Annotated in this window: 25 protein-coding genes; 6 read left to right on the top strand and 19 right to left on the bottom strand. The window is 75.0% G+C overall.

What is annotated here, in order from left to right; all coding sequences use genetic code 11:
* Positions 1-18 precede the first annotated feature (18 nt).
* Entirely contained in the window at positions 19-738 is a 720-nt protein-coding gene (locus ACFTWP_RS11660; RefSeq protein WP_380264291.1) for an RDD family protein, read from the bottom strand.
* A 71-nt stretch (positions 739-809) separates the two neighbouring features.
* The gene (locus tag ACFTWP_RS11655; protein WP_380264289.1) at positions 810-2837 is read right to left on the bottom strand and encodes an RDD family protein; all 2028 of its coding nucleotides are present in this window, start codon (positions 2835-2837) and stop codon (positions 810-812) included.
* A gap of 407 nt (positions 2838-3244) precedes the next feature.
* Here ACFTWP_RS11655 and ACFTWP_RS11650 point away from each other — a divergent pair, with 407 nt between their 5' ends.
* Positions 3245-3688: an SsgA family sporulation/cell division regulator gene (locus tag ACFTWP_RS11650; RefSeq protein ID WP_380264287.1), complete on the top strand. Its 444-nt coding sequence runs from the start codon at positions 3245-3247 to the stop codon at positions 3686-3688.
* 83 nt (positions 3689-3771) lie between these two features.
* On the opposite strand, the gene ACFTWP_RS11645 is transcribed toward ACFTWP_RS11650, so the two are convergent.
* From ACFTWP_RS11645 to ACFTWP_RS11620, 6 genes are all read right to left on the bottom strand, one after another.
* Positions 3772-5181, bottom strand: a complete 1410-nt coding sequence (locus ACFTWP_RS11645; RefSeq protein WP_380264285.1) for a glycosyltransferase 87 family protein — start codon at positions 5179-5181, stop codon at positions 3772-3774.
* A gap of 183 nt (positions 5182-5364) precedes the next feature.
* Positions 5365-5916 (bottom strand): WXG100 family type VII secretion target, encoded by a 552-nt coding sequence (locus ACFTWP_RS11640; protein WP_380264283.1) that lies wholly within the window; start codon positions 5914-5916, stop codon positions 5365-5367.
* Between the two features lie 2 nt (positions 5917-5918).
* On the bottom strand, positions 5919-6773 hold the full coding sequence (locus ACFTWP_RS11635) for a hypothetical protein (RefSeq protein ID WP_380264281.1): 855 nt from the start codon (positions 6771-6773) through the stop codon (positions 5919-5921).
* Positions 6774-7052: 279 nt separating this feature from the next.
* Positions 7053-8612: a cellulose binding domain-containing protein gene (locus ACFTWP_RS11630; RefSeq protein ID WP_380264279.1), complete on the bottom strand. Its 1560-nt coding sequence runs from the start codon at positions 8610-8612 to the stop codon at positions 7053-7055.
* A gap of 454 nt (positions 8613-9066) precedes the next feature.
* Entirely contained in the window at positions 9067-10548 is a 1482-nt protein-coding gene (locus ACFTWP_RS11625) for a sensor histidine kinase (RefSeq protein ID WP_380264416.1), read from the bottom strand.
* 53 nt (positions 10549-10601) lie between these two features.
* The gene (locus ACFTWP_RS11620; protein ID WP_380264277.1) at positions 10602-11321 is read right to left on the bottom strand and encodes a response regulator transcription factor; all 720 of its coding nucleotides are present in this window, start codon (positions 11319-11321) and stop codon (positions 10602-10604) included.
* A gap of 214 nt (positions 11322-11535) precedes the next feature.
* Here ACFTWP_RS11620 and ACFTWP_RS11615 point away from each other — a divergent pair, with 214 nt between their 5' ends.
* The gene (locus tag ACFTWP_RS11615; RefSeq protein ID WP_380264275.1) at positions 11536-12078 is read left to right on the top strand and encodes a hypothetical protein; all 543 of its coding nucleotides are present in this window, start codon (positions 11536-11538) and stop codon (positions 12076-12078) included.
* Positions 12079-12085: 7 nt separating this feature from the next.
* Here the strand turns inward: ACFTWP_RS11615 and ACFTWP_RS11610 are convergent, their stop codons facing one another.
* Positions 12086-12805 carry a VOC family protein gene (locus ACFTWP_RS11610; RefSeq protein ID WP_380264273.1) on the bottom strand — a complete coding sequence of 240 codons (720 nt, stop codon included), beginning with the start codon at positions 12803-12805 and terminating at the stop codon, positions 12086-12088.
* A 197-nt stretch (positions 12806-13002) separates the two neighbouring features.
* Here ACFTWP_RS11610 and ACFTWP_RS11605 point away from each other — a divergent pair, with 197 nt between their 5' ends.
* A complete protein-coding gene (locus tag ACFTWP_RS11605; RefSeq protein WP_380264271.1) occupies positions 13003-13569 on the top strand; it encodes an Lrp/AsnC family transcriptional regulator in 567 nt (188 codons plus the stop codon).
* Positions 13570-13688: 119 nt separating this feature from the next.
* Positions 13689-14549: an IclR family transcriptional regulator gene (locus ACFTWP_RS11600; protein WP_380264269.1), complete on the top strand. Its 861-nt coding sequence runs from the start codon at positions 13689-13691 to the stop codon at positions 14547-14549.
* Between the two features lie 153 nt (positions 14550-14702).
* Here the strand turns inward: ACFTWP_RS11600 and ACFTWP_RS11595 are convergent, their stop codons facing one another.
* The 6 genes from ACFTWP_RS11595 to ACFTWP_RS11570 all read right to left on the bottom strand — a co-directional run bounded on the left by ACFTWP_RS11595 (position 14703) and on the right by ACFTWP_RS11570 (position 19595).
* Complete coding sequence (locus ACFTWP_RS11595) at positions 14703-15503, bottom strand: S16 family serine protease (RefSeq protein WP_380264267.1); 801 nt, start codon at positions 15501-15503, stop codon at positions 14703-14705.
* Positions 15504-15568: 65 nt separating this feature from the next.
* Positions 15569-16219, bottom strand: a complete 651-nt coding sequence (locus tag ACFTWP_RS11590; RefSeq protein WP_073923031.1) for an IclR family transcriptional regulator — start codon at positions 16217-16219, stop codon at positions 15569-15571.
* Positions 16220-16568: 349 nt separating this feature from the next.
* Entirely contained in the window at positions 16569-17033 is a 465-nt protein-coding gene (locus ACFTWP_RS11585) for a DUF2752 domain-containing protein (RefSeq protein WP_380264265.1), read from the bottom strand.
* Positions 17034-17036: 3 nt separating this feature from the next.
* Positions 17037-17273: a TM2 domain-containing protein gene (locus ACFTWP_RS11580; protein ID WP_380264264.1), complete on the bottom strand. Its 237-nt coding sequence runs from the start codon at positions 17271-17273 to the stop codon at positions 17037-17039.
* 401 nt (positions 17274-17674) lie between these two features.
* Complete coding sequence (locus tag ACFTWP_RS11575) at positions 17675-18448, bottom strand: LuxR C-terminal-related transcriptional regulator (RefSeq protein WP_380264263.1); 774 nt, start codon at positions 18446-18448, stop codon at positions 17675-17677.
* A 277-nt stretch (positions 18449-18725) separates the two neighbouring features.
* Positions 18726-19595, bottom strand: a complete 870-nt coding sequence (locus ACFTWP_RS11570) for a sensor histidine kinase (protein WP_380264262.1) — start codon at positions 19593-19595, stop codon at positions 18726-18728.
* 164 nt (positions 19596-19759) lie between these two features.
* Here ACFTWP_RS11570 and ACFTWP_RS11565 point away from each other — a divergent pair, with 164 nt between their 5' ends.
* Positions 19760-20200: an SsgA family sporulation/cell division regulator gene (locus ACFTWP_RS11565; protein WP_380264261.1), complete on the top strand. Its 441-nt coding sequence runs from the start codon at positions 19760-19762 to the stop codon at positions 20198-20200.
* Between the two features lie 163 nt (positions 20201-20363).
* Here ACFTWP_RS11565 and ACFTWP_RS11560 read toward each other — a convergent pair whose 3' ends face one another.
* The 3 genes from ACFTWP_RS11560 to ACFTWP_RS11550 form a co-directional block, all read right to left on the bottom strand.
* The gene (locus tag ACFTWP_RS11560; RefSeq protein ID WP_380264260.1) at positions 20364-22193 is read right to left on the bottom strand and encodes a DEAD/DEAH box helicase; all 1830 of its coding nucleotides are present in this window, start codon (positions 22191-22193) and stop codon (positions 20364-20366) included.
* Between the two features lie 162 nt (positions 22194-22355).
* Positions 22356-22742, bottom strand: a complete 387-nt coding sequence (locus ACFTWP_RS11555; protein WP_380264259.1) for a type II toxin-antitoxin system death-on-curing family toxin — start codon at positions 22740-22742, stop codon at positions 22356-22358.
* Positions 22739-22936, bottom strand: coding sequence for an Arc family DNA-binding protein (locus ACFTWP_RS11550; protein WP_380264415.1), 198 nt, complete (start codon positions 22934-22936; stop codon positions 22739-22741). Before ACFTWP_RS11550 ends, ACFTWP_RS11555 begins: the two co-directional genes overlap by 4 nt.
* A gap of 190 nt (positions 22937-23126) precedes the next feature.
* On the opposite strand from ACFTWP_RS11550, the gene ACFTWP_RS11545 reads away from it, so the two are divergent.
* Positions 23127-23564 (top strand): SsgA family sporulation/cell division regulator, encoded by a 438-nt coding sequence (locus tag ACFTWP_RS11545; RefSeq protein WP_380264258.1) that lies wholly within the window; start codon positions 23127-23129, stop codon positions 23562-23564.
* A 65-nt stretch (positions 23565-23629) separates the two neighbouring features.
* Here the strand turns inward: ACFTWP_RS11545 and ACFTWP_RS11540 are convergent, their stop codons facing one another.
* Positions 23630-24193, bottom strand: a complete 564-nt coding sequence (locus ACFTWP_RS11540; RefSeq protein ID WP_380264414.1) for a class F sortase — start codon at positions 24191-24193, stop codon at positions 23630-23632.
* Between the last annotated feature and the right edge of the window lie 32 nt (positions 24194-24225).

Here is a 24225-nt window from a genome sequence, read left to right as displayed (position 1 = left end):
GTTCGCCGGCGGCCCGGATCAGGCCGTGGAGACCACCACGGTCTTGGCGGCCTTGTCGTGGAGGCACTGGCGGTACGGCTTGTCGAAGACGCCGAACAGGCCGTCGATCACCCACCAGAGCATCGCGCAGCAGACCACGGCGGGCACGATGAAGACGGCGGAGCGGCTCCAGGCGGCCGAAGCGGTGGGGGTGTTGCCGTCCACCAGCATGGCGACGCGGACCTTCATGGCCTTCTTGCCGAGGGTCTGTCCGTCCCGGCTGAGCATGAGCCCGCCGTAGACGAAGTACAGGACGCAGGCCAGCCAGAAGGCGCCGGTCGAGCCGTCGCGGTTGCCGAGACTGGCGAAGGGCAGCACCAGGAGGATCGCGACGACCTGGACCAGCAGGTAGTCGATCACGGTCGCGAGGATGCGGTTGGGCCAGCTGCCGAGCGGCGGCATGCCCGGCACCGGCCCCGCACCGGGCGAGCCCTGGGCGCCGGGCCCCTGGCCGTACCCCTGCCCGGGCGGCGGCTGGCCGGGCGCGCCGCCGTAACTGCCGCCGTAGGCGCCGGGCCGGTCGTACGGTCCGCCGGCGGGCGGCGGGGTGCCGTACGGGTCGCCGGCCGGGGGCGACGGGGTGCCGTACGGGTCGGACGGCGCACCTGCCGGCGTGCCGCCCGTCTGCGGGGGTTGCTTGTCGAACGAGGGCTTGCCGCCCTCCTCCGGCTCGGGCCCTGAGGGGTCGTAGGTGCTCATTCCCCGAGTAGAACATCACACATAGTACAAAGTTGGGACATTTGCGCCGTTTTATCCGACGGTGCCGGTGCTCACGCCCTGATCACCCGGGTGCGGGCGGCCCGGTCCTGCCACCCCCGGCGCTCCCGGCGGTCGAACAGCGGCCAGCAGAAGCCGATCAGCAGCAGCCAGGCGAGCTCCCTGACCACCCATCGGAGGAACGAGCGGCGCAGCGTGGGCGTCCTCAGAACGCCCGGCTGCTGCGCGCGGGAGGCGGCGGCGCCCTGACCGGTCGTCGCGGCCCGCGCTCGGGAGCGCCCCGGCGCCGGTGCGGACGGGCGGCCCGCCGAGCCCGCGTCCACCACCCGGATGCCCACCAGGCGCTTGCCGAAGGTCTGCCCCGTCCGGGCGGTGGGGAGCACCTCGTAGAGGAGGCCGGCGAGCAGCAGGACGGCCAGCAGGACACCGGCCTTGCCCATCACCACGCCGTCGACCAGCCAGATCTGGATCTGGCGGCCGGCCAGATCGCTTGCCATCCTGGCGCGTTCGAGCCTCTCGTGGACGTGCGCGGTGGCCGAGGAGGCCAGCGGCAGGCCGGCCGCGACCGCGATGATCGCCATCACCGTCGTGTCCACCACCCGGGCCACCAGCCGTCGGCCGAGACCCGCGGCCGGGCGGGCCACGGGCTTGCGCCCCGCGGGCGACCGCCGCGCCGGACCGGTCGATGCCGCGGCGGGCCGGGCACCGGCTTCGGCCGTACGGGCCGAGCTGGCGGCGGCGGGTGTACGACCGTGGGTGGCGGCGGCGCGTCCGGCGACGGCGCCCGCGGACGCCCCGGCCGCGGCGGTGGTACCCGAGGCGGCGCCGGCCCGGACGTCCCGAGCCGGACCGGGCCCCGCGGCGGCCCGCGCCGCTGCGATGGTACCGGTGGCGCGAGGCGCCGGATCGGCCGTCGGCTCCGCCACCGCCTCCACCTCCGCCAGCGCCGCTGGAACCCCGGGCGCACCGGAGGACTCGGGCACCTGCTGCGCCTGCGGCGCCGTCCCGGACCCGGCCTCGGGCTCCGGCGCGGGCCCGCCCTCGGCGGCGCCGGGCAGCACGCCCCAGGACACCCAGCGCGGCGAACCGCCGGTCTCCAGCAGGCCGCGCTGCGCACGCGGGTCGGCCTGCCAACCCGAGGCGGGGCCCGGCGACTGCGGACCCTCCCGATCAACCTCAGCGGCCTGCTGCTGCGGCACGGGCGTCGAGGGCGTCGGGGCGGTCAGCGGATCGGCCTGCGGCACGGGTTCGGCGTACGGCACCGGGGCGGCGGCGCTCTCCGGGCCGTGGCCGGGCTCGACAACGGCCGGCGTCCGGCCGTCGCGGACCGGCGACTCGGCCGCCCGGAGCACGGCTCCGGCGATCTTCGGCGTGCGCTCGGCCTCCTGCGCCGGGAGCGTGGAGGTGAACGGGTAGCCACCCCACTGCGCCTGCGCCGGCGGGCGCGCCTGCACCGGCGGCTGGTACGGGGACCGGCCCGAGGGTTGCGGCTCGGCCTGGACCTGGGCCGGCAGCTGCTCGCGCCCCCGCCCGTGGCCCTGGAGCTCGTACCCTCCCTGCCCCTGCTGTTGCCCCTGGCCCTGGAACTGCGCCTGCGCCGCCCGCGCCTCGACGTCCGTCCGCCGGCGCAACTCCAGCTCGGCCTGCGGTGCCATCACGAAGGACGCGCCACCGCTCGTCTGGTCGAAGTACACCGGCCCGGTGTCACCCGGCCCGAGCACCACGCCGCCGCCCGACCCGCCGCCCACCGGCCCGCCGCCGCCCGGCCCGGCGGCGGCCACCGCGCCCCCGTCCGACCGCCCCCCGAGGCCCGCGACCGTGCCCGGGCCCGCGCCCGCCCCCACGCCCGCGCCGGTGGACGGCGGCGGCACGTACCGGGCGCCGACCGGCCGGCCCGGGCGGCCCAGGAACCGCGGCGGTTCCAGCACCTCGCCCTCGGCCGGCGTGGGTCTGCTGGTGCCGGGCACCCAGGCGGTGCCGCCCCAGTAGCGGACGTAGCCGGGGATGGACGGGTCGGCGTAGTAGCCCGGCACGGGGCCGACGGTCGTGTCCGCGCCGCCGGCGGAGGGCAGGTCCGTCATGAGGGTCTTCTTTCCTGGCAGGGCCGATGCGCCGGGCCGTCGGGCGGCCGCGCCGAACGGCGGCTGCTCGCCTGCACTCATGGGCGGACAGTCGCCGGGCAGTCACAAAGGGTAGTACCTCGACACCGTTCAGGACGGAACTTGCGCATTCACCGGACAGCCCGGCGCTCGGAGCGGTATGTCCGGCAGCCCCCGGACTGCCCCGCGCGCCCGGCGCGCGCCTTCGGGCACGCGCCTGCCACCGCCCGCTCACCCCGCATTTGCGGCCGGTACCGGAACCCCTGAGCGGGTTTCGCCGTGATTCCACGAAACCTGTGTAAGACCGCGGGCGGTGCGCGCTCTCAACGGTGGAAGGGCCCGGCACCGACCGTGCCCGGACCGAAGGCAGAGCAGAGAGGAACGCGACGATGGAGCACTCGACGAGCGTGGTCGAGCACGAACTCGAACTGAACCTGGTTCTTTCCCCCGAGCACAGCGTCCCCGTCCCGGCCCGGCTGTCGTACGGCAGCCACGACCCGTTCGCGGTGCACATCACCTTCCACCTGGACACCGGGACGCCCGTCACCTGGGTGTTCGCCCGCGAGCTGCTGGTGGAGGGCACGTTCCGACCCTGCGGGCAGGGGGACGTGCGGATCTGGCCGGCGGTCGCCCACTCCACCGTCGCGGGTGTGCCCTCGGGGCGGCGCAGCGTGCTGTGCATGGCGCTGAGCTCGCCCGCCGGTGACGCGCTCCTGGAGGCGCCGCTGCCGGTGGTCGCGGCCTGGCTGGAGCGGGCGCACCGGCTGGTGCCGCCGGGCAGCGAGCTGGCGGCGCTGGACATGGACGGCTCGCTCGCCGAGCTGCTGGCGTGAGCGGGCCGGGCCGGGCCGCGCGGTGCTTCCGCACGGCCGGACGAACCCGCCGCACGGCCGGGCGGCGGCGCCGCCGCGAGGCGTCAGCCGGCCGCGGGGGCCTGCTGACGCTCCGGTGCGGGTGCCGCGGGGACGGATGCGGCCGCCGGGTCCGCGGCGGAGCGGGCGGGCAGGCCGAGCAGCGGCAGGCCCGCGGCACGGCGGCGTGAGCGGATCCGCAGCGCGGCGACCAGCAGGAAGCAGAGTCCGACCAGCGGATAGACGGCCGCCGGCAGCTGGCTGAGCGGGCTGAGGTGCTGGTCGAGGTCGCCCTTGTGCGGGACCAGCCACATCCCGAAGGAGCAGAAGGCGATCAGCGTCGCCACCAGGATCGGCCGCCAGCGCAGCCGTCGGACGGCCGCCGGACGGGACGCCTCGTGCGCCGCCTCCGCCGCGAGCAGGACGAGCACCGGGACGCACCAGACCCAGTGGTGGGTCCAGCTGATCGGCGAGACCAGGACGGCCGTCACCGCCGCGCAGCAGACGCCCCACGCCTCGGCCCGCGGGAGCACCCGGGCGCTGCGGAACGCCCAGGCCGCGATCGCGATCCCGGCGACGGCGACCAGCGCGGCGGCCAGGGTGGCGGGCAGACCGGGTTCGGGGGTGTGCAGCAGGCGGGCGACGGCGCCGCGTACCGACTGGTTGTCGACGATCTCGGTCTTGCCGACCCGGGTGGAGTCGAAGAGGTACTTGGTCCAGTAGCCCCAGGTCGCGTCGGGCAGGAACAGTGCTCCGAGCAGGAAGGTCCCGAGGAAGGCGAAGCCGGCCACGAAGGCCGCGCGGACCCGCCCGGTGACCAGCAGGTAGACGGCGAACAGGCCGGGGGTCAGCTTGACGCCGGCCGCGATGCCGATGCCGACGCCCTTGGCGAGCCGGGCGTCGGAGCGGGTGAGGTCCCACAGGATCAGGCAGGCCAGCGCCAGGTTGACCTGCCCGTACCGCAGGGTGGTGAAGACCGGCTCCAGCCAGACGCCGCACCCCGCGATCAGCACCACGCCGACCGGGCGCAGCTCCCGGCGCGGCCACCCGACGAGTTTGAAGGACAGGTGGGCGAGCAGGCCCAGCAGGACGACGTTCCCGACCGTGATCGCCACCCGCAGGAAGCCGATCCCGAACCAGGTGGTGGGGACGAAGAGCATCGCGGCGAACGGCGGGTAGGTGGCGGGCAGGCTCCACTCCGTCACCCGGAACCCGTAGAGGTCGCCGCCGTTCACCACGGCGGAGCCCTCCGCCCGGTAGACGATCATGTCGACCATCGACGTCCCGACGAAGTGCCGGACGACGGCGTACGTGAGGAGTGAGACGAAGGCCACGGCGCCGGCGATCAGCATGGGCCGCCGCGGTGCCTCGCGCACCGCGCGGACCGGGGCCGCCAGCGCGGCCGCCGCCCGGGCGGAGGTGGCGGCGGGATGCGGGCCCGGCACGGCCTGCGCCGCCCTGTGCTCGTCTTGCACCGCTGTCACTGTCAGCTCCGTCCGCCGTTCGACCAACGATCGACCCTACCCGATGGGTGAGGGGCCGGCCCGGGCCGTGGCCCGGGCGGAGCGCCGGGCCGGCGACGGGACCGGCACCCGGGGCGGTGATCCGCCGCGGGCGCCGGCGCCGGGGGTCGGCCGGGCCGGGAGGCCGGGCGGGCCTCAGGCCGGGCGGGCCTGCGCGGCCAGGCCGCGGGCGGTCGCGCCGGCGGCGTCGAGCTGCCCGGTGAGGGCCCGGTCGGTGTCGGCCGCCCGCTCCAGGATGTGGTTGATCCGGGCGCTGGTCTGCTCGGCCTGCTTCTTGTGCTCGGCGTCCGTCCGGGCCGCGGTGGCCTCGTCGGTGTAGGCGGTCTGCGTCGCCTCCCAGGAGACGCTTCCGTCCTCGCCGACCACCAGGCCGGCGGCGGTCGCCTCGTCCAGGGTCTGCCGGAGGTCGTTCTGGGCGGCCCGGATGTCGGCGGCGCCCTGGTTCAGCAGCCGGCTCATCGGGGCGAGGCCCGTCGTGGTGTCGTCGAGCTTCCGGGAGGTCCGCCCGACGGACCCGTTGGCGGCGGAGGCGGCGGGCCCCTGCCAGCCGGAGTGGGCGACCGGGTCGGCGGTGCCGCCGCGCCACTCGCGCTGGTCCTCCTGGAGCGAGTCGTGCAGCTTGGCGTACGCCTGTGCGGCGCTCTCCAGGGCGCGCGGGTCGGCCTCGCGCAGTGATCGGAAGTCCATGGTCACAGCCCCTCCGGTGCGGGACCCTCGCCGAGGATGACGCGGCGCAGCCGCTCCTTGTCCTCCTCGGTCGGCGGGTCGAAGTAGTGGATCTCGAAGGGCTGGTCAGGCTCGGCCGGCGCGGGCCCGACGGTGACCGGGCCCGGCACGAAGACCGGCATGACGTCCGCCGGCTGCGGCGCCGTGATCCAGTCGATCGGCGTGACCGCGGCCGGCCGGGGCCCGCCCGGCGCGATCGGGTGGACGACCGCGGGTGCGGGGCCGGTCCAGGTCGGCTGGACGATCCCGGGCCGACCGGGTGCGATCGGGTCCCGGCCACCGGGCGCGACCGGGTGCCCGGTACCGGGCTCGATCGGGTCCCGACCCCCCGGGGTGAAGGGCCCGCCGAACGGGGGGCCCTCCGCGCCTGGCCGGTCCGGGTAGGGCAGGATCACCGCGTCCGGGCCGCTCCCGCTGCGGGGCGGCGCCGGGTACGGCAGGGTGTGCGCGCCGTCCAGGTCGGTGGCGGCCATGGTGGCCAGGACACCGGTGGTGTCGCCGGAGGCGGCCACGGTGCCGGCGTTCGCCTGGTCGGCCGCGCGGTAGTTGGCCGCCGTCCTGACCAGGTTGTCCCCGCAGCGGTCCATGTCCGCGGCGGTGGAGTCCAGGGCCGCCTTCCAGCTGTCGGTGCAGCGGTTCAGCGCCGTGCCACTCTGCCAGCCCTTCAGGGCGCCCTGGGCCGCGTCGGCCGGAGCCAGGACCCCCTTCGCCTCGTCCGGGATCCGGGCCGCCGTGCGCCGTCCGTTCTGCCCCGCGCTCTCCAGGACCTCCGGTTTCACCTCGAACCCGGAACCGCCGCCGCTCGCGTCGATCGGCATCGTCCGTACACCCCCGTTCACCGCCCGCCGTGGCGGGCCGTCCCCCGTCGCGCGGGCCGGACGCCGCGCGCTCTGCCCCCAAAATAGCCCACCGCTCGAACACCCGGACGTGGACGGCCGGGAGCGACCGCCCTCGCCGGGCGGGCCGTCGCCGGCGTGCTGACCGCACGTCATTCCCCCGGCGCGCCAGGGTCGTCCGAGCCGCCCGGCCCGCGGAAACCGGACCGGCCGCGGCTCCTGGCGGGAGTCGCGGCCGGACGGGTGGGGGTGGGTGGGGCGTCAGCCGGTGTAGGCGCCGAGGGCCCGGGTGAAGTCCAGCGGCTGCTGGACGATGCTGCTGCAGGAGGCGTCCGCGTACTGCTTGGCGCCGCCGTCGCAGGCCTTGTCCCGGGTGCCGGACCACATGGCCAGCCAGGCCAGGTGCTTGGTCTTGGCGAAGTCGGCCAGCTGCTTGGCGTCGGCGACGGTGAAGACCTCGGTGGAGACGTCGTTGACGCCGATCATCGGGGTGACGGCCACCTTGGCCCAGGCGGCACTGTCGCTCAGCCCGAGCACGCTCTTGACCTGGGCCTGGGTCGCGGTGGCCGCGGCGATGGCGTACTTGCCCATCTGGCCCTGCGGGTTGGGGGCGACGCCGTCGCCGAAGTCCATCGCCATGATGTTGACCGCGCCGATGGCGACACCGTTCTTCTTGGCGTCGGCGACCAGGTCGACGCCCTCCTGGGTGAGGCCGGTGGGCAGCGCCGGGAGGGTGTAGGAGACGTCCAGGGTGCGGCCCTTGGCGGCGGCGGTCTTCTGCAGCTGCGCGATCGCCTGCGCCCGGCGGGTGTTGGCGGCGCCGTTGGCGATCGCGCCGCCCTCGACGTCGAAGTCGACCTTGGTGAGGCCGAACGCGTCGACGGTCTTCTGGTAGGCGGCGGTCAGATCGGCCACCGTGCCGCAGGCCAGGGCCAGTTCGGTGCCGTTGGCGCCGCCGAAGGAGGCCCGGACGTCGCCGCCGGCCGCGCGCAGCGCGCCGATCTGCGCGGCCACCGCGTCGGTCGCGAGGTCGCTGACGCCGCCCCACTTGGGGGTGCAGCCGCCGCCCGAGACGACGAAGGCGAGGTTGAAGTTCTTCACGCCGGTGGCCTTCGCGGTGGCGACCAGGTCGTACGGCGGGTAGAGCGAGGTGTCGACGTACGGGGCGAAGCCCGCGCCGGTGACCGGGGCGGCGGTCTGGGTGGGCGAGGGCGTCGCGGTGGTGGGTGCGCCGGTGGGCGTCTTGGTGGGGGTGGCGGTGGCCGTCGGGCTGGGCGCGGCACTGGTGGGCGCGGCGGTGGCCGTGGCGGAGGGAGACGGGACGGGGGTGCCGGTGGGCCGCCCCGAGGGGGTGGGCACGGTGCCGTCGCCGGCCTTGCAGGAGACGTTGTTGATCAGGCAGTTGGCGGGCTCCGCCTGGGCCGCGCCGGAGCCCTGGACGACGAAGCCGACCGAGAGGCTCTTCCCGGGGTCGAGGTGCTTGTTCCAGGACTCCGGCTTGACGGTGATGTGCCGGCCCGCGGCGGTGAAGCCGGCGTTCCAGAGCGAGCTGATGGTCGCGCCCTCGGGCAGGTCGAAGCTGAGGGTCCAGTCGTCGATCGCGCTGGTGGCGGGGTTGGTGACCACGTACTGGCCGGTGTAGCCGGCGTCCCAGGTGCTGGTGCGGCTGTAGGCGGCGCCCACCGAGGCGGCGCTGGCGGAGGAGGCGAGGGCGACCACCGCGCCGGCGACGACGGCGGCGGCGACCACCGAGGCTCCGACGACGATGCCCTTGCGGCTGCGTCGGTGGTGGCCCGTACGGCTGGTGGGCTGGGTCGTCATGGTGGGCGTACCTCCGCGAGGGTGACCGAGGGAAGAGGGCCCCGGGTCGGGTGGGGGAGGCGTACGACTGTGCCGTCCGGCCCGGGCGAGGCCGACGCTATCGGTGCCGCAGGGGGCGTTCCGGCCTGCTCAGACTGGCGAACAGCTCCCTTACGGCGCAGTTAAGAAAACTCCGCCCGCAGCCTTCGTCCAGGCATCCGGACATCCGATCAGCTCGCCCGGATCGGGCGACTCGCACGGATCGGCGGCCCTGCGGATCGAGCCCTGCGGGATCGGGCCCCGCGGATCGGGCTCTGCGGATCGAGCGGGCGAACCGGTCACGCAGGCCGGTCGGGCCGCTCCGGGCCGGCCTGGACCGCACCGCGCGGCTCCGGGCCGACCGGGAGGCGGAGGACCGCGGTCCACCCCGCCACCGCGGCCGAAAGCCTCGCCGGGCAAGCATCCTGACCTTGCGTCACTTCTGGAACAACGCGCCGCGACTACGGCGGCGACTGGCCCGGGCGGGGCTGCTGCCGTCGGGCCGGGTCTGCAGCCGCAGCCGGATCTCGGCGCCGCCGAGGACGGCGGAGCGGCCGAGGGCGAGGTCGCCGCCGGTGGCCTCGGCGAGCTTGCGGACGATGTCCAGGCCGAGCCCGGTGGAGCCGTCGCCGCCGTGGCCCTGGCCGCGTTCGAGGGCGGCGTCGGGGTCGGCGAAGCCCGGTCCGGCGTCGCCGACCAGGACGATCACCGAGCTGTCGGTGGCGAGGACGTCGACGCAGAAGGCGGTGCCGACGACGGTGTGGCGGAAGACGTTGCCGAGCAGCGCGTCGACGGTGGCCGCCAGGTCGCCGCGCTGGACGGGCACGGGGGCGGGCTGCTCGGCCCCGGCCAACTGCCAGCGGCGGCCCTCGTCCTCGGCGAGGGCGGACCAGAAGCCGACCCGTTCGCGGATCACCTCGGCCGCGTCGCAGCCGACCGTGACGGCCGGGGCGTCCTCGGGTGCGCGGCGGGCGGAGCGGATGATCTGGTCGACCTCGCGCTCCAGCTGGGAGACGGCGTGCCGGGTGGCGTCGGCCGCGTCGCCCTCGCCGAGGGAGGCGGCGTTCAGCCGGAGCACGGTCAGCGGGGTGCGCAGCCGGTGCGACAGGTCCGCGGCCAGCTCCCGTTCGGCGGCGAGCAGGTGGACGACGCGGTCGGCCATGGTGTTGAACGCGTGGGCCGCCTCGCGCAGTTCCTCCGGGCTGCCGTCGGCCTGCTTGCCGGCCACCGGGACGCGCACGGCGAGGTTCCCACCGCCCAGCGAGCGGGCGGCGGCGGCGAGCGAGCGGGCGGAGGCGACGATCCGGGCGCCCATCCGGTCGGCCACCAGGACGGAGATGGCGACCAGGGCGAGGGCGACGGCGGAGAGCACCAGCCAGGCGGTGGAGACGCCCCGGGTGAGGTCGCCGTCGTCGACGTAGACCTCGACCACGGCGACCCGGGCGGTGTCGACGGCGACGGGCTGCAGCAGGGCGTACCCACCGGGGACGTGGACGGTGTAGGCGCGGCCCTGGCTGGCGGCGGTGGCGACGTCCGCGTCCAGCGCGCGGGCCGAGCCGATGCTCGGGCCCATCGCGACCGTGCCGGTGGAGGCGCCCCAGTAGGCCGGCGGGCGGGAGCTGCCGGGGGTCGGCACGGGTCCGCCGGTGGCGTCGACGGTGACGCCGGCGCCGACCGCGGGCAGGTGGACGACCATCCGGCCCTGGGCGCCGGCGTCGGTGCTGGCGACGGCCCGGGCGATGGCGTCCTGGTCGGTGGTGATCGCCAGGGCCGGGCCGAGGGCGGCGGCCTGGCGTTCGGCGGCGGTGAAGCCGCGGTCCCGGGCGGTCTGTTGGACCATCAGGCCGAGCGGGATCAGGAAGGCCAGCGCGACCATGGTGGTGCCGGCGACGGCGGCCTTGATCAGCGCCCAGCGCAGGGACTGTCCGGTGCGCCGCTCGGCCGGCGCCCCCCGCCCACCCGGTGCCCGCCTCACCTCCGGTGCTCCGCACCGGCCGGCCCCGGCGCCTGGCCTGCCTCCTCCAGCCGGACTCCGACCCCGCGCACGGTGTGCAGGTAGCGCGGGTTGGAGGCGGTCTCCCCCAGTTTGCGGCGCAGCCAGGAGAGGTGGACGTCGATGGTCTGGTCGCCGCCGTAGGTCTGCCGCCAGACCTCGGCGAGGATCTCCTTGCGGGGGACGACCACCCCGGGGCGGGCCGCCAGGAAGGCCAGCAGGTCGAACTCGCGCCGGGTCAGGTCGAGCGTGCGGCCGTCCAGGACGGCCTCGCGGCGCTGGAGGTCGATGGCGAGGCCGCCGACCCGCAGGACCTGGGCGGCGGGGGCGGTACTGCTGCCGAGCCGGCGCAGTACGGCGGCCATCCGGGCGGAGAGATGCTCCCCCGAGAAGGGCTTCACCAGGTAGTCGTCGGCGCCGTCGTTGAGCAGTCGGACGATCTCGGCCTCGTCGTCCCGGGCGGTGGAGATGATCACCGGGACGTTGGTCAGTCCGCGGATCATCTTGAGCGCTTCGCTGCCGTCGAGATCGGGCAGACCCAGGTCGAGGATCACCAGGTCGCAACCGACCTGGGCGACCTCGCGCAGGGCTTCGAGCGCGGTGCCCACGCTGCGGACGGCGTGCCCCGAGTCGGACAGGTGCCGGATGAGGGCGGAGCGTACGAAGGGGTCGTCCTCGACCACGAGCACTGTTGCCATGGGCCAGCACGGTACGCCATCGAGGTCAGGTGGTCTGTACCTCGGGGTGGAGTTGGGAGTGGGGTCCGGGGCGGGGTTCGGGTGCGGAGCACGGTGGGTCTCGGACGGATACCAGGTGGATCCCGATCGGGTCCGGGTGGTTTGTGCAAGTTCCCTTCCGATAGCGAGGGGTGCTGAGCTGGTGCTCCTCTGGGTACGGCAGGATGAGCGGGCAATGCGGAACGGACTGGTTCAACTCGGCGCCTGGGCGGCGGCCACCGGCGCGGCGGTGGCGCTGTCCTGGCTCGGCGTGCACGCGGTGCTGACCGGCGCGGCCTTCGAGCAGCCGTCGGCGCTGCCGCTGCCGTCCCCGGCGGCCAAGGAGGTCGCCGCCGTGGAGTCGGACTCCTCCTCGCCGTCGCCCTCGACGGCCAAGGTGGAGTCCACTCCGACGGCGGCGCTCGGCACGGCGACCCAGCGGGCCGCCGCCCCGGCCACATCCTCGCCGCCCCCGGCCCCCGCCGCGGCCCCGACCCGCAAGGCGGCGACACCGACCAGTTCGGTGCGCAGCTTCCTGGTGCCGGGCGGCCGGGTCGCGCTGGATCTGCGGCCGACCAGCGCCGAGTTGGTCTCCGCGACGCCCGACGCCGGCTGGCAGATGCAGGTGTGGCACGGCGACCAGTGGATGCGGATCGACTTCTCCAAGGACGGCCAGGCGAACTCGGTCTTCGTGACCTGGAACGGGCACGAGCCGGACGTGCAGACCGTCGTTCGCTGATGCTTCGTCAGTCGGTGCTTGCGGACGTGCTCCTGACGTCTCGTCGGGCCGCGGGGGCGACGTAGCCGGGCAGGTAGGGCCCGGTGTAGCGGGAGCGGTCGACGAGGGTGTGCCGGATGCCGCCCGGGGCGCCGATGACGGCGAGCACGACCGTCCCGTGGCGGTCGTGGACCTCGTACGGCTCGGCGTACGAGCAGGCGCCCCGGTCGACCGCGAAGTCGTACGCGTAGTGGACGTCGGGGACGGCGACGGCGAGGTCGACCACGCCCTCGCCGTGCGCGGCGAGGTGGGCGGCCAGCGCGGCTCCGCGCTCGCCGATCACCTGCACCACCGAGGTGAGGACGAATCTGCTGCCGGGGCCCTGCAGCACGTAGGAGACGGTCTCGGGCTCGCCGGTGTCCGGCCCGGCGTAGGCGGTACAGCGCAGGCCGAGCAGCTTCAGGTAGCGCAGGGCGGCCCGCTCGGCGTCCCGGACCACGAAGACCACCGCGTCGGTCCGGCCGGCCGGCAGCGGCCCGCCGGGCTCCTCCGCCGCCGGGTCGGCCGCCGCCCGTCCGGCGGACCGGCGGCCGGTGTCGGCGTCGTGTCCGGGGCGGGGGCGGGACCCGGCGCCCGGATCGCCGTCCCGGGCCGGGTCGTACCCGACTCCCTCGCCCCCGTACCGGTCGCTTCGGGTGCGGTGCGGAAAGGTGTGGACGACGGCGTGTTCGGCGGCGGTTTCGGTCATGACGAGCCCTCCCGGTGGGCGTGCGGACCAGTACGCGCCCCGTCGGGCGGTGGGGGCCGGCCCCGCGGGGTGTTGCTGGAGGGTGGCGTCCCGCACACCGATGCGCAACTGTTCCGATTCCTCCTGGTCAAGGTGCGCGGCCGGGCCGGAGAATTGGCGGTGCAGCTGTACAGAATGCCCATCCGGACGGAGCCGTGATGTCCCCCGCCACCTCCCCCCGTTCCCCCGGCCCCGACGGAGCGGCCGACGCGCCGGGCACGGCCGGTCCCCTCGCCCGCCCGGCCGGCACCGCCAACGACGCGATCGACGCCCTGGACGGGAAGTTGATCAGGCTGCTGGCCGAGGAGCCGCGGATCGGCGTCCTGGAGTGCTCGCGCCGGCTCCAGGTCGCCCGCGGCACCGTGCAGGCGCGGCTGGACCGGCTGCAGGCGAAGGGGGTGATCGGCGGGTTCGGCCCGGAGGTCGACCCGGCGGCGCTCGGCTACCCCGTGACGGCCTTCGCCACCCTGGAGATCTCGCAGGGCCAGGGCGCCGACGTGCGGGCGCACCTGTCGGCCGTCCCCGAGGTGTTGGAGCTGCACACCATCACCGGCCACGGCGACATGATGGTGCGGATCGTGGCCCGCTCCAACGCCGACCTCCAGCGGGTGATCGACCGCGTGGTGGGCTTCGACGGGATCGTCCGGTCCTCCACCGCCATCGCCCTGGAGAACCCCGTGCCCTACCGGATCCTGCCCCTGGTGGACCAGGCCGCGACGGAGTGAGCCGGCCTCAGGAGGCCTGAGGCCGAACGGGCCTGACGGCGGACGGACGGGCGGACGACCCCGGCCCGCGACCGGCCGTAAACCAGGCATATGCCAATGGCTCGTGCAGGAAAGATCCCTTGCATGAACGCATCGTCATCTCCCGGAACAGCCGCGGCATCCCCTCCCGCCGTCCCGCGGGCCGCTCGTGGGGCCGCCCGATGAGTGCCACCACGACACCCGCGACCGACACCGACGCCGCACCGACGCTGATCGCCTCCGCCCAGCGGGCGCTGCGCCTGCTGGAGGCCGCAGCGCGGTACCCGAACGGCGCCACCGCCAAGCAGTTGGCACGGGACACCGGGCTCGCCCTCGGCACGGCCTACCACCTGCTGCGGACCCTGGTGCACGATCGCTACCTGGAACGCCTCGACGGCCACTACCGGACCGGCCCGGCGGTCGCCGGACTCAGCCGGACGGAGAGCCCGACCGCCGGCCGGGACCGGCTCGACAGGCTGCTCACCATGCTGTCGGACGAGCTGTCCGCCGCCGTCTACTTCTCCTGGTACCGCCAGGGCGAGGTGGACCTGGTCGCCTCGGTGCCCGCACCCGGCGCCCCGCTGATCGACCACCGCAACTTCCGCACGGCCGCCCACGCCCACTCCGCGGGCAAGACGCTGCTCGCCCTGATGTCCGCCGAGGAGCGCCGGTCCCACCTGGCGCGCTACCCGATGGTCCCGCTCACCCCGTACACCCTGCGCGAGCCCGAGCACCTGCCGATGCTGCCCCGCCAGGGGCCGCAGCGGGCGACGCCCATCACGCAGTACCAGGAGTACGCGATCGGCACCGCCGGGGCCGCCGTGCCGATCGTCGCGGGCAAGGGGATCGCCGCCGTGTCCGTGTCCCTGCCGATGGCCCAGGCGCACCGTTTAGCAGCCATCGCCGCCCAACTGCGCACCAGGCTCAGCGAGGACTTCGCCTCGGTGGCCTTCGGGCTCTGACGCCCTGACCTCCACCGCTCCCGCGCCCCCGGGCGACCGGAGTGCGGAGCGGCCCGCCGGCCGGGCGAACGGGGATGCGCCCGGCCCCTACCGCAGGCCCGCCGCTCCCGCCACCGGGCCGGCCGCCGCACCGGGCGGGAACGACCCCGGGGGTCAGCAGCCGGGGACCTCGCCGCCGTCCCGCAGCGCCTTGAGCGCCGAGACCGACTCGGCGAGCGTGGACACCGGTACCAGTCGGAGCCCCTCGGGGGTGTTCACCCTGGCGTCCGCGCACTCGCCCTTGGGCACCAGGAAGACCGTGGCACCGTCCCGCGCCGCGGCCTGGGTCTTCAGCGGCACGCCGCCGACCGCGCCCACGTTTCCCTGGTCGTCGATGGTGCCGGTGCCGGCGATGATCCGGCCGCCGGTGAGGCTGCCGCCGTCGCCGCCGAGCTTGTCGATGATCCCGAGGGCCAGCATCTGCCCGGCGCTGGGGCCGCCGATGTCACCGAGGTCGATGCTGACCTTCACCTGGGCCGGCGAGAGGTGCAGGTAGTCGAGGGCCGCGACGGTCGCGCTGTCCTGCGACTCGGTCATCTGCTGGGCGTTGACCTGCTCGGACTTCACCGGATCCGACTTGGGGTAGACCGAGTCGGTCGGCCGGACCGCCTCGTCCGGGTCCGCCCACGCCTGCAGCGCCCGCCAGAGGTCGGTCCGCTCGTCCTGGTTGGTGGCCGAGATGGTGACCATCCGCAGCTGGCCGTCGGTCGGGCGGACGGGCGCGCCGGTGATGGTGATCACCGGCCGCCCCTCGTAGTCGCCCAGGGTGTCCGCCGTGACGCCGGGGAAGGTCAGCGTGTACGGCAGCGGCACGAAGGCCGCCACGCCGAACAGCGCGGCGACGAGCACGCCGCACAGCGTCAGCGCGCGCGTCCGGGGGGCGGTCAGGGCGGGGGGCAGCTTCGGCTCGGGCACAGAGGCATCCAAACACACCGGGGCGCCCCGCGGGCCCGGGCGCGGGCCCGGGCCGCGCCGGTCCGTCAGCGCAGCGCGTCGGCGACCTCGGTCGCGGCCTCGACCACCCGGGGGCCGACCCGCTCGGGGACGAGCCCGTTGAGCATCACCACGCCGACGCTCCCCTCGATCCCGCTCAGCCCGACCAGCGCGGCGGCCGCCCCGGACGCGCCGGACTGCTCCTCGGCGCGGGTGATCACGAAGCCGTCCTCGGGCCTGCGCTGACCGGGGAAGCCCCGGGCCTCCAGGATGGCCCGGCCGGCCGCACTCTCGCTCAGCGGGTGGCGCAGCCCGGTCCGGTACGCGACGTGGAAGTCCGTCCAGCTGGGCTCGACCACGGCGACGGCGAGCGCCTCGTTGCCGTCCACCAGGGTCAGGTGGGCGGTGGCGCCGAGGTCCTCGGCGAGGCTGCGCAGGGCGGGCAGGGCGGCCTCGCGCAGCAGCGGGTGGACCCGGTGGGCCAGGCGCAGCACGCCGAGGCCGACGCGGGCCCGGCCGCCGATGTCGCGCCGGACGAGTCCGTGCTGCTCCAGGGTGGCCAGCAGCCGGTAGACGACGGTGCGGTTGACCGCGAGGCGGGCCGCCAGTTCGGTGACGGTCAGCCCGCGCTCGGAGTCGGCGAGCAGTTTGAGGACCCGTACTCCTCGGTCCAGGGTTTGGGAGGTCTCGGCAGTCACGACGCGCATTCCTTTCCGCGGCGGTCACCGGTTCGGCGTGGCCGGACCGGGTGGGGGTGTCGCGCGCAGGTTGGGTGGGCCGCGCCAGGGCACGCCGTTGCCGTCGTCGTTGACGGGCGCACGGCCCTGCGGGGGTGCCCGCCTCGCGGGGATTGCCTGGCGAGTGAGCGTGTGGGAAAGGTAGTGAAGGAGATGCTCACTGGGGAAGTGCTTGTCCAAAATTCGGTCATGATCGTTTTGATCAATCCCGACAACAGCGGACAAAGGCACCCATAACACCAGGGCTTCGGAGGGCATCAGTTCGATCACAGTCCGGACTTCGGACACTCGGCCCAACCGGAATGCCGGATCAGAGCAGATTGCGCGTGATCGTCCAGAGTGCGGCGACGCCGAGCACCGCCGCCGTGCCCCGCGGCCCGAGCGCCGGCCGCCAGCTCCGCCCGGCCAGGCCGTGCCGCAGCCAGGTGCCGTACAGCAGGGCCACCAGCGGGAGCGCGAGCAGCAGCAGGGCGTTGTCGTGCCAGGCCGCCGCGAGATCGCCGTGCAGCAGGTCGTAGGCCATCCGGGTGCCCCCGCAGCCGGGGCACTGCAGGCCGGTCAGCCTGCGCCACGGGCAGAACGGCAGCGCCTGCCCCGGCAGGTGGGGATCGCGCGACCAGAGGTAGCCGGCCCCGGCCGCGCCGAGGGCCGCCAGCCCGAGCGGCCCGGCCGCCGTGCGCAGCCGCCCGGCCGCGGGAACGGCGAAGCCCCCGCCCCGGGTACGGTCACCGGGGCGGGGGGCACGCGGCTCGCGCGCGGGGCGCGAGGAGCTCATGGCTCAGCTCTTCAGGAGACGGCCCTGGGCGTCGGTGCGGTCGTTGCTGGTGAGGAAGAGGATGCCGTCGATCAGGGCCCAGAAGCCGAGGCCGCCGCAGGTCAGGAGCTGGGCGATGGCGATCCCGGTGTGGCCGGTGTAGAAGCGACCGGCGCCGAAGCCACCGAGGAAGATCTGCAGGACGCCGGCGACGACCTTCGACTTGTCGGACTGCTGGGCGGTGTTCTCGGGGTACGACACGTTCGTTCTGCTCCTTGTGACGACATGGCCGGCCGACGGAGGTCTCCGACGACCGGCAGAACGCTCGGACGGAGCGTTCGAGATGAAGGGGGTGCGACGCCGGTCTCGACAGGCCCCCGGCGGGCCGCCCGTGACGGCCCGAAGCCGTGGCGGTCCCCCCGTGGCGGCGTAGCACGCGGAACACTAGCGGATGATCACACCGGCTGTCTCCACGAATTCTTCGCGGATCCATTAATCGCACATGACCATCCGGCTACGCTCCGTCAGCAGGTCCGTGACCCTCGGCGCAGGTCTCCGCCGCGAAGCCGCCCGCCGCCCGTCACCGTCGGCGACCGACGGTCCGTCAACCCGCGGGCCGGCCGGGCCCGTCACTCCCCCTCGGCGAGACTCCCGCCGCGCGCTCAACGGACCCGCAGCAGCCCCTCGCGCCTGGCCGCCGCCACCGCCGCACCCCGGCTCTCCACGCCGAGCTTGGCGTAGATGTTGGTCAGATGACTCTTCGCCGTCGCCTCGCTGATGAACAGCCGGGCGGAGATCTGGCGGTTGGACAGGCCGTCGGCCAGCAGGTGCAGCACCTCCTCCTCCCTGCGGGAGAGCACCGGGGCGCCACCGCGCATCCGCCGCAGCAGACCGCTCACGACCGCCGGCGCGAGCACCGACTCACCCCTGGCCGCGGCCCGGATGCCGGGCAGCAGCCCGTCCGCGGCGGTCTCCTTGCCCAGGTAGCCGCTCGCGCCGGCGTCGATCGCGGCGAACACGTCCTGCTCGGTGGCGTACGCACTGAGCACCAGGACGGCGGGCGGCGGCTCCAGTGCGACCAGACCGCGGATCAGGTCCACGCCCTGGAAGACCCCCACCCCGAGGTGCAGGTCCAGCAGGACGACGTCGGGGCGCTCCTCCGGCGCCAGCTCGGCCAGCGTCCGCAGCGCCGCCTCGTGCGTCCCGGCCTCGGCGACCACCCGCAGGTCGGGCTGGCCGGCCAGCATCGCGCGCACCCCGAGCCGGATCGCCGGGTGGTCGTCGACCACCATCACCGCGATCGGCGCCGCCGGCCCGGGGCCTGCGGCGGGGGTGGCCCGAGGGGCGGGCCCGGGAGCCGGCGCGGAGCAGCCGGCGGCCGTACAGGACACCGCCGCGACCGGCGCCCGGACGGATGCGGCGCCGAGCTCAGGCATGGTCCGACCACCGTCGCGGACGCGCGCCGCCGGCCCTCCCCGAGCCCCGTACCCACCTGCTCATGCCACTCCCGTCACCTGGTCGAACCGCCTTCGTCGGGCCGGCCCCCGGCGTCCCCGAGGGTCGGTCAGGAGCGGGCGGACGGGCGGACCGCGGCCCGGATCCGGCCCGGCTGAAGGGTAGATCATCGCGTCGCCGGTCCCGCCGGGCCGCCGCCGGCGGGCGGGTCCGGGCGGACGGCGGCGCACCCGGGGCGGCCATCGGGGCCGGCCGGGGTCAGGCCCGCCGCCGGCGCCCGCCGGGCCCCACGGCGCCGTCCCGGTCCGTGAACTCGGCGGTGATCGCGGTACCCGCCCCCGGCCCGGACTCGACCAGCAGCCGCCCGCCGAGCCCCCGCACCCGCCCGGACAGGGCGGCGAGTCCGAGCCCCACGCCCGCGCCGTTCGCGCCGTCCGGCCCGAGCGCGCCGGGCAGCCCCGCGCCGTCGTCGGTGACGGTGACCCGCACCCGGTCGGCCAGGAAGGCCAGCTCGACGACGACGTCCGCGGCGCCGGCGTGCCGGACGGCGTTGGAGGTGGACTCCTGGATCATCCGCAGCATCGCGCTCTCCACCGCCAGCTCCAGCCGGCGCGGCTCGCCCGTGGTGCGCAGGGCCAGTTCCGGGCGCCGCCACCGGCCCGCGCCGGCCGGCCACCGGCCGTCCGCCTCGGTCTCGGCCTCGGCCTGCAGGTCGGCGCCGGCCTCCAGGGTGCGGGTGGTGAGCGCGACCAGGGTCCGGGCGGCCGGCTCCAGACCGCCGGCCGCCAGTTCGGAGTAGGCCACGCCGTGGACGAGGTCCTGGGACTGACCGAGGCTCAGCGCGGCGACGGCCCGGATGGCGGCCAGCCGCTCCCGCACCGACGCACCGTCGTCGGCGCGGGCCAGGGCGAGTTCGGCGGCGCGCACCAGCATGGTGATCGCCGTCAGGCCCTGGGCGACGGTGTCGTGGACGTCGCGGGCCACCTGCCCGCGCTCCTCCAGCCTGCCCTGCTCGCGGTAGGCCTCGGCGGCGGCCCGGGTGGACCTGACCCGGTGCCAGGACCACGCCACGGCGGCCCCCGCCGCGAGGACGGGCAGCAGCGCCCGGGGAGGACCGACTCTGCGCACCGACGCCCCTTTAGCATTGACCAAGTCTTTACGTCCACCGCCCAACGGCCTGATTCTTACTACCATAAAGGCTTAAATCAGTCCCCTCCCTCCGGCGGATGTATCCATTCCGGGAAGGTTGGACTCTGATCGTGCAGAGTGGCACATGATCGACAGGGGACAGTATGCGTTTTCTCGGCCCGCCCGACGCGGGTGATCGGATCGACGCCCACATACCGATGGACCTGTCCTGCGCGCCCGGCCCGGACGTGCGGCTCCGGGTGGGCCTCGCCTTCCGCCCGCGCGACCCGATGGTGCTGCGCCTCACCTTCGACATGGCGGACGGCGCCCCCGTCACCTGGGCCCTCTCCCGGGACCTGCTGCTCGACGGTCTGGACGCACCCGCCGGCCAGGGGGACGTGCAGGTGAGCCCGCACGAGCACGATCCCGACCTGGTCCGGATCCTGCTGCGCTCGCCCGGCGGCACCGCCGAGCTGCTCGCCCCGGCCGCGGCCCTGCACGCGGTGCTGCTGCGCACCGACCGCCTGGTCCCGTTCGGCGAGGAGCCCTGCACCGCCGCCCTGGATCGCGAACTCGCCCTGCTGCTGCAGTCCACCGAGGGCTGAGCTCCGCACCGGACAGCCGGGCGGGCGCAGTGGGGATGCGGGCGTGCGGGCGTGCGCACGCTCCGTCAGGCTGCCCGCACGCCGGGCGGCTCGGCCGCCCGCACGCAGGTCCGCCGGCCGGTCCGGCCTCAGGTCCGGTCGGACGACCCGTGCCGCCGGGCGGTCAGGCCGCCCACTGCTTGACCATGGCGATCCGGGCCTTGAGCTGGTTGGCCGTCGCCTGCGCGGTGAGCGGCCCGCCGCACTGGCGGCGCAGCTCGTTGTGGATGGTGCCGTGCGGCTGGTTCGTCCGGTGGTGCCAGGCCGCGACCAGCCCGTTGAGCTCCTTGCGCAGGTCGCGCAGCTCCTGATGGGTCACCACCGGCCGCTGATCGGCCGGCAGTTCCAGCAGGTCGGCCTGGTCGGCCGGCTTGGCCTTGCTGCGCTGGATCTGCCGGTGCTGGCGCTTCTGCAGCAGCATCTGCACCTGGTCGGGTTCGAGCAGGCCGGGGATGCCGAGGTAGTCGTCCTCCTCCTCGCTGCCCGGGTGCGCCTGCATGCCGAATTCCATGGCGTTGTAGAGCACCCGGTCGAAGACCGCGTCCGACCCGATCGCCTCGTAGGAGAACTCGTCGCCGCCGGCGCCGTCCGGGCCGTCGTTGGCCCGCTCGGCCTCCGCGAGCAGCCGGTCCTCCTCCTCGAAGAGGCCGTCGCCCTCCTTCTTCGGGCGGTCGAGCACGTGGTCGCGCTGGAGTTCCATCTCGTTGGCGAAGCCGAGCAGCGTCGGGACGGACGGCAGGAACACCGAGGCGGTCTCGCCCCGCTTGCGGGCCCGGACGAACCGGCCGACGGCCTGCGCGAAGAACAGCGGGGTGGAGATCGAGGTGGCGTACACCCCGACGGCGAGCCGGGGCACGTCGACGCCCTCGGACACCATCCGGACGGCCACCATCCAGCGGGAGTCGCCCGCCGAGAAGTCGGAGATCCGCTGGGAGGCCTCGGCCTCGTCGGAGAGCACGACGGTGGCGCCCTCCCCGGTGATCTCGCGGATCATCTTGGCGTAGGCGCGGGCGGCGTTCTGGTCGGTGGCGATGACCAGGCCGCCCGCGTCCGGGATGGCCTTGCGGACTTCGGTGAGCCGCTTGTCGGCGGCCCGCAGCACGTTCGGGATCCACTCGCCCTGGGGGGCCAGCGCGGTGCGCCAGGCCTGGGCGATCAGATCCTTGGTCATCGGCTCGCCGAGCCGGGCCTCCAGCTCGTCGCCGGACTTGGTGCGCCAGCGCATGTTGCCGCTGTACGAGAGGAAGATCACCGGGCGCACGACGTGGTCGGCGAGGGCGTGCCCGTAGCCGTAGGTGTAGTCGGCGACGGACTTGCGGATGCCGTCACTCCCCGCCTCGTACTGGACGAAGGGGATCGGGTTGGTGTCCGAGCGGAACGGCGTACCGGTGAGCGCGAGCCGCCGGGCGGCCGGCTCGAAGGCCTCGAAGCAGGCCTCGCCCCAGGACTTGGAGTCGCCGGCGTGGTGGATCTCGTCCATGATCACGAGGGTCTTGCGGGCCTCGGTGCGGTTGCGGTGCAGCATCGGGTTGACGCCGACGCCCGCGTAGGTGACCACGATGCCGTGGTAGTCCTTCGAGAGCGGCCCCGAGGAGTACGCCGGATCCAGCCGGATGCCTATCCGGGCGGCCGCCTCGGCCCACTGCTTCTTCAGGTGCTCGGTCGGGGCGATGACCGTGATCTGCTGCACCAGGTGGTTGTGCAGCAGGTACGAGGCGAGCGTGAGCGCGAAGGTGGTCTTGCCTGCGCCGGGGGTCGCGACGGCCAGGAAGTCCCGGGGCTGCTTCTCGACGTACCGGTCGAGGGCGCCCTGCTGCCAGGCCCGCAGCTTGCCCGCCGTACCCCAGGGCGCACGCCCGGGGAAGGCCGGCGAGAGGTGGTGCGACGGGCCCTGCGCGGCAGCCGGGCGCACCGGTGCGTGCGGCTCGGCCGCGTCGGAGAACAGGGGCGACATGGCAGCGGAAGCGGCGGCAGTACTCACGGTCTCCGAGGGGGATCGTCGCAGGTCAGGGGCCCTCTTGCGGCCCCGGCCCACGGTCGGGCGGCGGTCGGACAACCCGCCTAGCCTACCGGGCCGGGCGCCGGAGCGGCGCCCGACACGGAGGGCCGGCAGGGGTCAGGACCGCCCCTCGTACAGGGCGCGCAGGCGCTCCGCGACGGCGTCCACGTCGCCGATCTCACCGGCCGCGACACCCACCACCAGCAGGTACGCGTCGTCCTGGTCGATGCCGGCCATCTCGGCCCCGTTGAGGTCGAGGAAGACCACCGTGCTCATCCAGGCGGTGCGTTTGTTGCCGTCGACGAAGGGGTGGTTGATCGCCAGCGAGTGCAGCAGCGCGGCCGCCTTCTCGAACAGCCCGGGGTACGCCTCCACCCCGAACATCTGGGACGCGGGGCGGTGCGCGGCGGAGGAGAGCAGTCCGAGGTCCCGGACGCCGACCTCCTGGCCCTGGCAGGCGTACTCGGCGAGCTCCAGGATCTCCAGGACGGTCAGGTACTTCACTCCCCCAGCCTCCGCAGCAGGTCGGAGTGGCGGGCCGCGTACTTGGCGCCGAGCCTGCGGACGGCCTCGCGGTCGGTGCCCTCGTCCAGGTAGCGCTCGATCGCCCGCACGACCACCGCGTGCATGCTGCGCCCCTCCGTCTCGGCCCGCTCGCGCAGGGCCTCCTGCTGTTCCTCGGTCAGTCGCAGATTCATCGCCATACCAGAACGGTACGAAATGTGGGGCCACGGCGGTACCACTTTTCGGCTCGACGGTGTGACCGGGTTCACGGGGCCCGTCGGGTGGAACGAGGAAATCCCGAGCGCCCCGGGGACTCTCACCGGAGGTGAGGCCACCGCCCCACCCGTCACCCGGGCCTCACCCGCACCCTCGGAGGCATCCCCCGTGTCCACCCTCGCCGTCCAGCAGGTCGTCCAGGCCCGCCTCGTCCTCTCCACCCGGCGCTCGGCGCTGCTCCGCGTCACCCTGCGCTACCGCGCCGACGACCCGCTGGCGGTCCGGATGCTCTTCCCCGCCGAGTACTCGCTGGACGCCGGCGCCCCGGACACCGGACCCGCCGTGCAGGAGGTGGAGTGGGTGTTCGCCCGGCAGTTGCTCGCCGCCGGCCTCGACCAGCCGACGGGCCTCGGTGACGTCCACGTCCGGCCTGCTGCCGGCCCGCTGACCGCGGTCGAGCTGCGGGCCGCCGAGGGCGTCGCCCTGCTCCGGTTCGACACCGCCGAGCTGCGCGACTTCCTCGACCGCAGCCTGCTGCTGGTCCCCGAGGGCGAGGAGCACCACCACCTGGACCCGGACCGCGCCCTGGCCGAGCTGCTGCGCTGACCGGCCGGGCCACGGCCCGGCCCGCGACCGCATCCCGGCACGGCGCCCCGTTGGACGGGGGTCCGTCACGCCCGCTTGCCGCCGGCGGTCTCCACCAGGAACGCGTACGCCACCACGTTGCCCTGGTAGCCGTCCCGCTCGCTGAAGCCCCCGCCGCAGGTGATCAGCCGCAGCTGCGCGTCGCCCGCCTGGCCGTACACCCGGTCGTCGGGGAACTCCCGCTTGTCGTAGACCTCGACGGCGTAGATCTGGAAGCCCGCGGTGCTGCCGTCCGCCCTGGCGATCTCGATCCGGTCGCCCTGGTGCAGCGCCCCGAGGCTGTAGAAGACCGCGGGGCCGCGCCGGGTGTCGACGTGACCGGCGAGGATCGCGGTGCCGCGCTGGCCGGGGGTGACCGCCCCCCGGTACCAGCCGGCCAGGTTGCGGTCCTCCTCCGGCGGGGCCTGGAGGTGTCCGGCGCCGTCCAGGCCGAGCCCGGTGACGGGGGCGTCCAGCCCGACCCTGGGGATTCGGATCCGGGTCGGCGCGGAGGCGTCCAGCGGCGGCACGATCGAGACCGGCCCGAAGCCGGCCAGCCGCTGCCCGGCGCCCGGGGAGGGCGGCAGCACCCGGCCGCCGTCGTGCAGCATCCAGGCGCCGAGCACCAGCGCCGCGCCCACCG

It is taken from the genome of Kitasatospora sp. NPDC057015 (genome assembly GCF_042673745.1).
Classification (GTDB): Bacteria; Actinomycetota; Actinomycetes; order Streptomycetales; family Streptomycetaceae; genus Kitasatospora.
This window is presented reverse-complemented; position numbering and strand designations above follow the sequence as displayed.

Bases quoted from the DNA above. Each gene is read 5' to 3' on its own strand.
- ACFTWP_RS11560 (WP_380264260.1), bottom strand. From the start codon at position 22,193: ATGTCGCCCCTGTTCTCCGACGCGGCCGAGCCGCACGCACCGGTGCGC.
- ACFTWP_RS11630 (WP_380264279.1), bottom strand. From the start codon at position 8,612: ATGACGACCCAGCCCACCAGCCGTACGGGCCACCACCGACGCAGCCGC.
- ACFTWP_RS11610 (WP_380264273.1), bottom strand. From the start codon at position 12,805: ATGACCGAAACCGCCGCCGAACACGCCGTCGTCCACACCTTTCCGCAC.
- ACFTWP_RS11575 (WP_380264263.1), bottom strand. From the start codon at position 18,448: ATGCCTGAGCTCGGCGCCGCATCCGTCCGGGCGCCGGTCGCGGCGGTG.
- ACFTWP_RS11605 (WP_380264271.1), top strand. From the start codon at position 13,003: ATGTCCCCCGCCACCTCCCCCCGTTCCCCCGGCCCCGACGGAGCGGCC.
- ACFTWP_RS11615 (WP_380264275.1), top strand. From the start codon at position 11,536: ATGCGGAACGGACTGGTTCAACTCGGCGCCTGGGCGGCGGCCACCGGC.
- ACFTWP_RS11620 (WP_380264277.1), bottom strand. From the start codon at position 11,321: ATGGCAACAGTGCTCGTGGTCGAGGACGACCCCTTCGTACGCTCCGCC.
- ACFTWP_RS11585 (WP_380264265.1), bottom strand. From the start codon at position 17,033: ATGAGCTCCTCGCGCCCCGCGCGCGAGCCGCGTGCCCCCCGCCCCGGT.
- ACFTWP_RS11635 (WP_380264281.1), bottom strand. From the start codon at position 6,773: ATGCCGATCGACGCGAGCGGCGGCGGTTCCGGGTTCGAGGTGAAACCG.
- ACFTWP_RS11650 (WP_380264287.1), top strand. From the start codon at position 3,245: ATGGAGCACTCGACGAGCGTGGTCGAGCACGAACTCGAACTGAACCTG.
- ACFTWP_RS11565 (WP_380264261.1), top strand. From the start codon at position 19,760: ATGCGTTTTCTCGGCCCGCCCGACGCGGGTGATCGGATCGACGCCCAC.
- ACFTWP_RS11540 (WP_380264414.1), bottom strand. From the start codon at position 24,193: ATGCTGCACGACGGCGGCCGGGTGCTGCCGCCCTCCCCGGGCGCCGGG.
- ACFTWP_RS11550 (WP_380264415.1), bottom strand. From the start codon at position 22,936: ATGAATCTGCGACTGACCGAGGAACAGCAGGAGGCCCTGCGCGAGCGG.
- ACFTWP_RS11640 (WP_380264283.1), bottom strand. From the start codon at position 5,916: ATGGACTTCCGATCACTGCGCGAGGCCGACCCGCGCGCCCTGGAGAGC.
- ACFTWP_RS11660 (WP_380264291.1), bottom strand. From the start codon at position 738: ATGAGCACCTACGACCCCTCAGGGCCCGAGCCGGAGGAGGGCGGCAAG.
- ACFTWP_RS11655 (WP_380264289.1), bottom strand. From the start codon at position 2,837: ATGACGGACCTGCCCTCCGCCGGCGGCGCGGACACGACCGTCGGCCCC.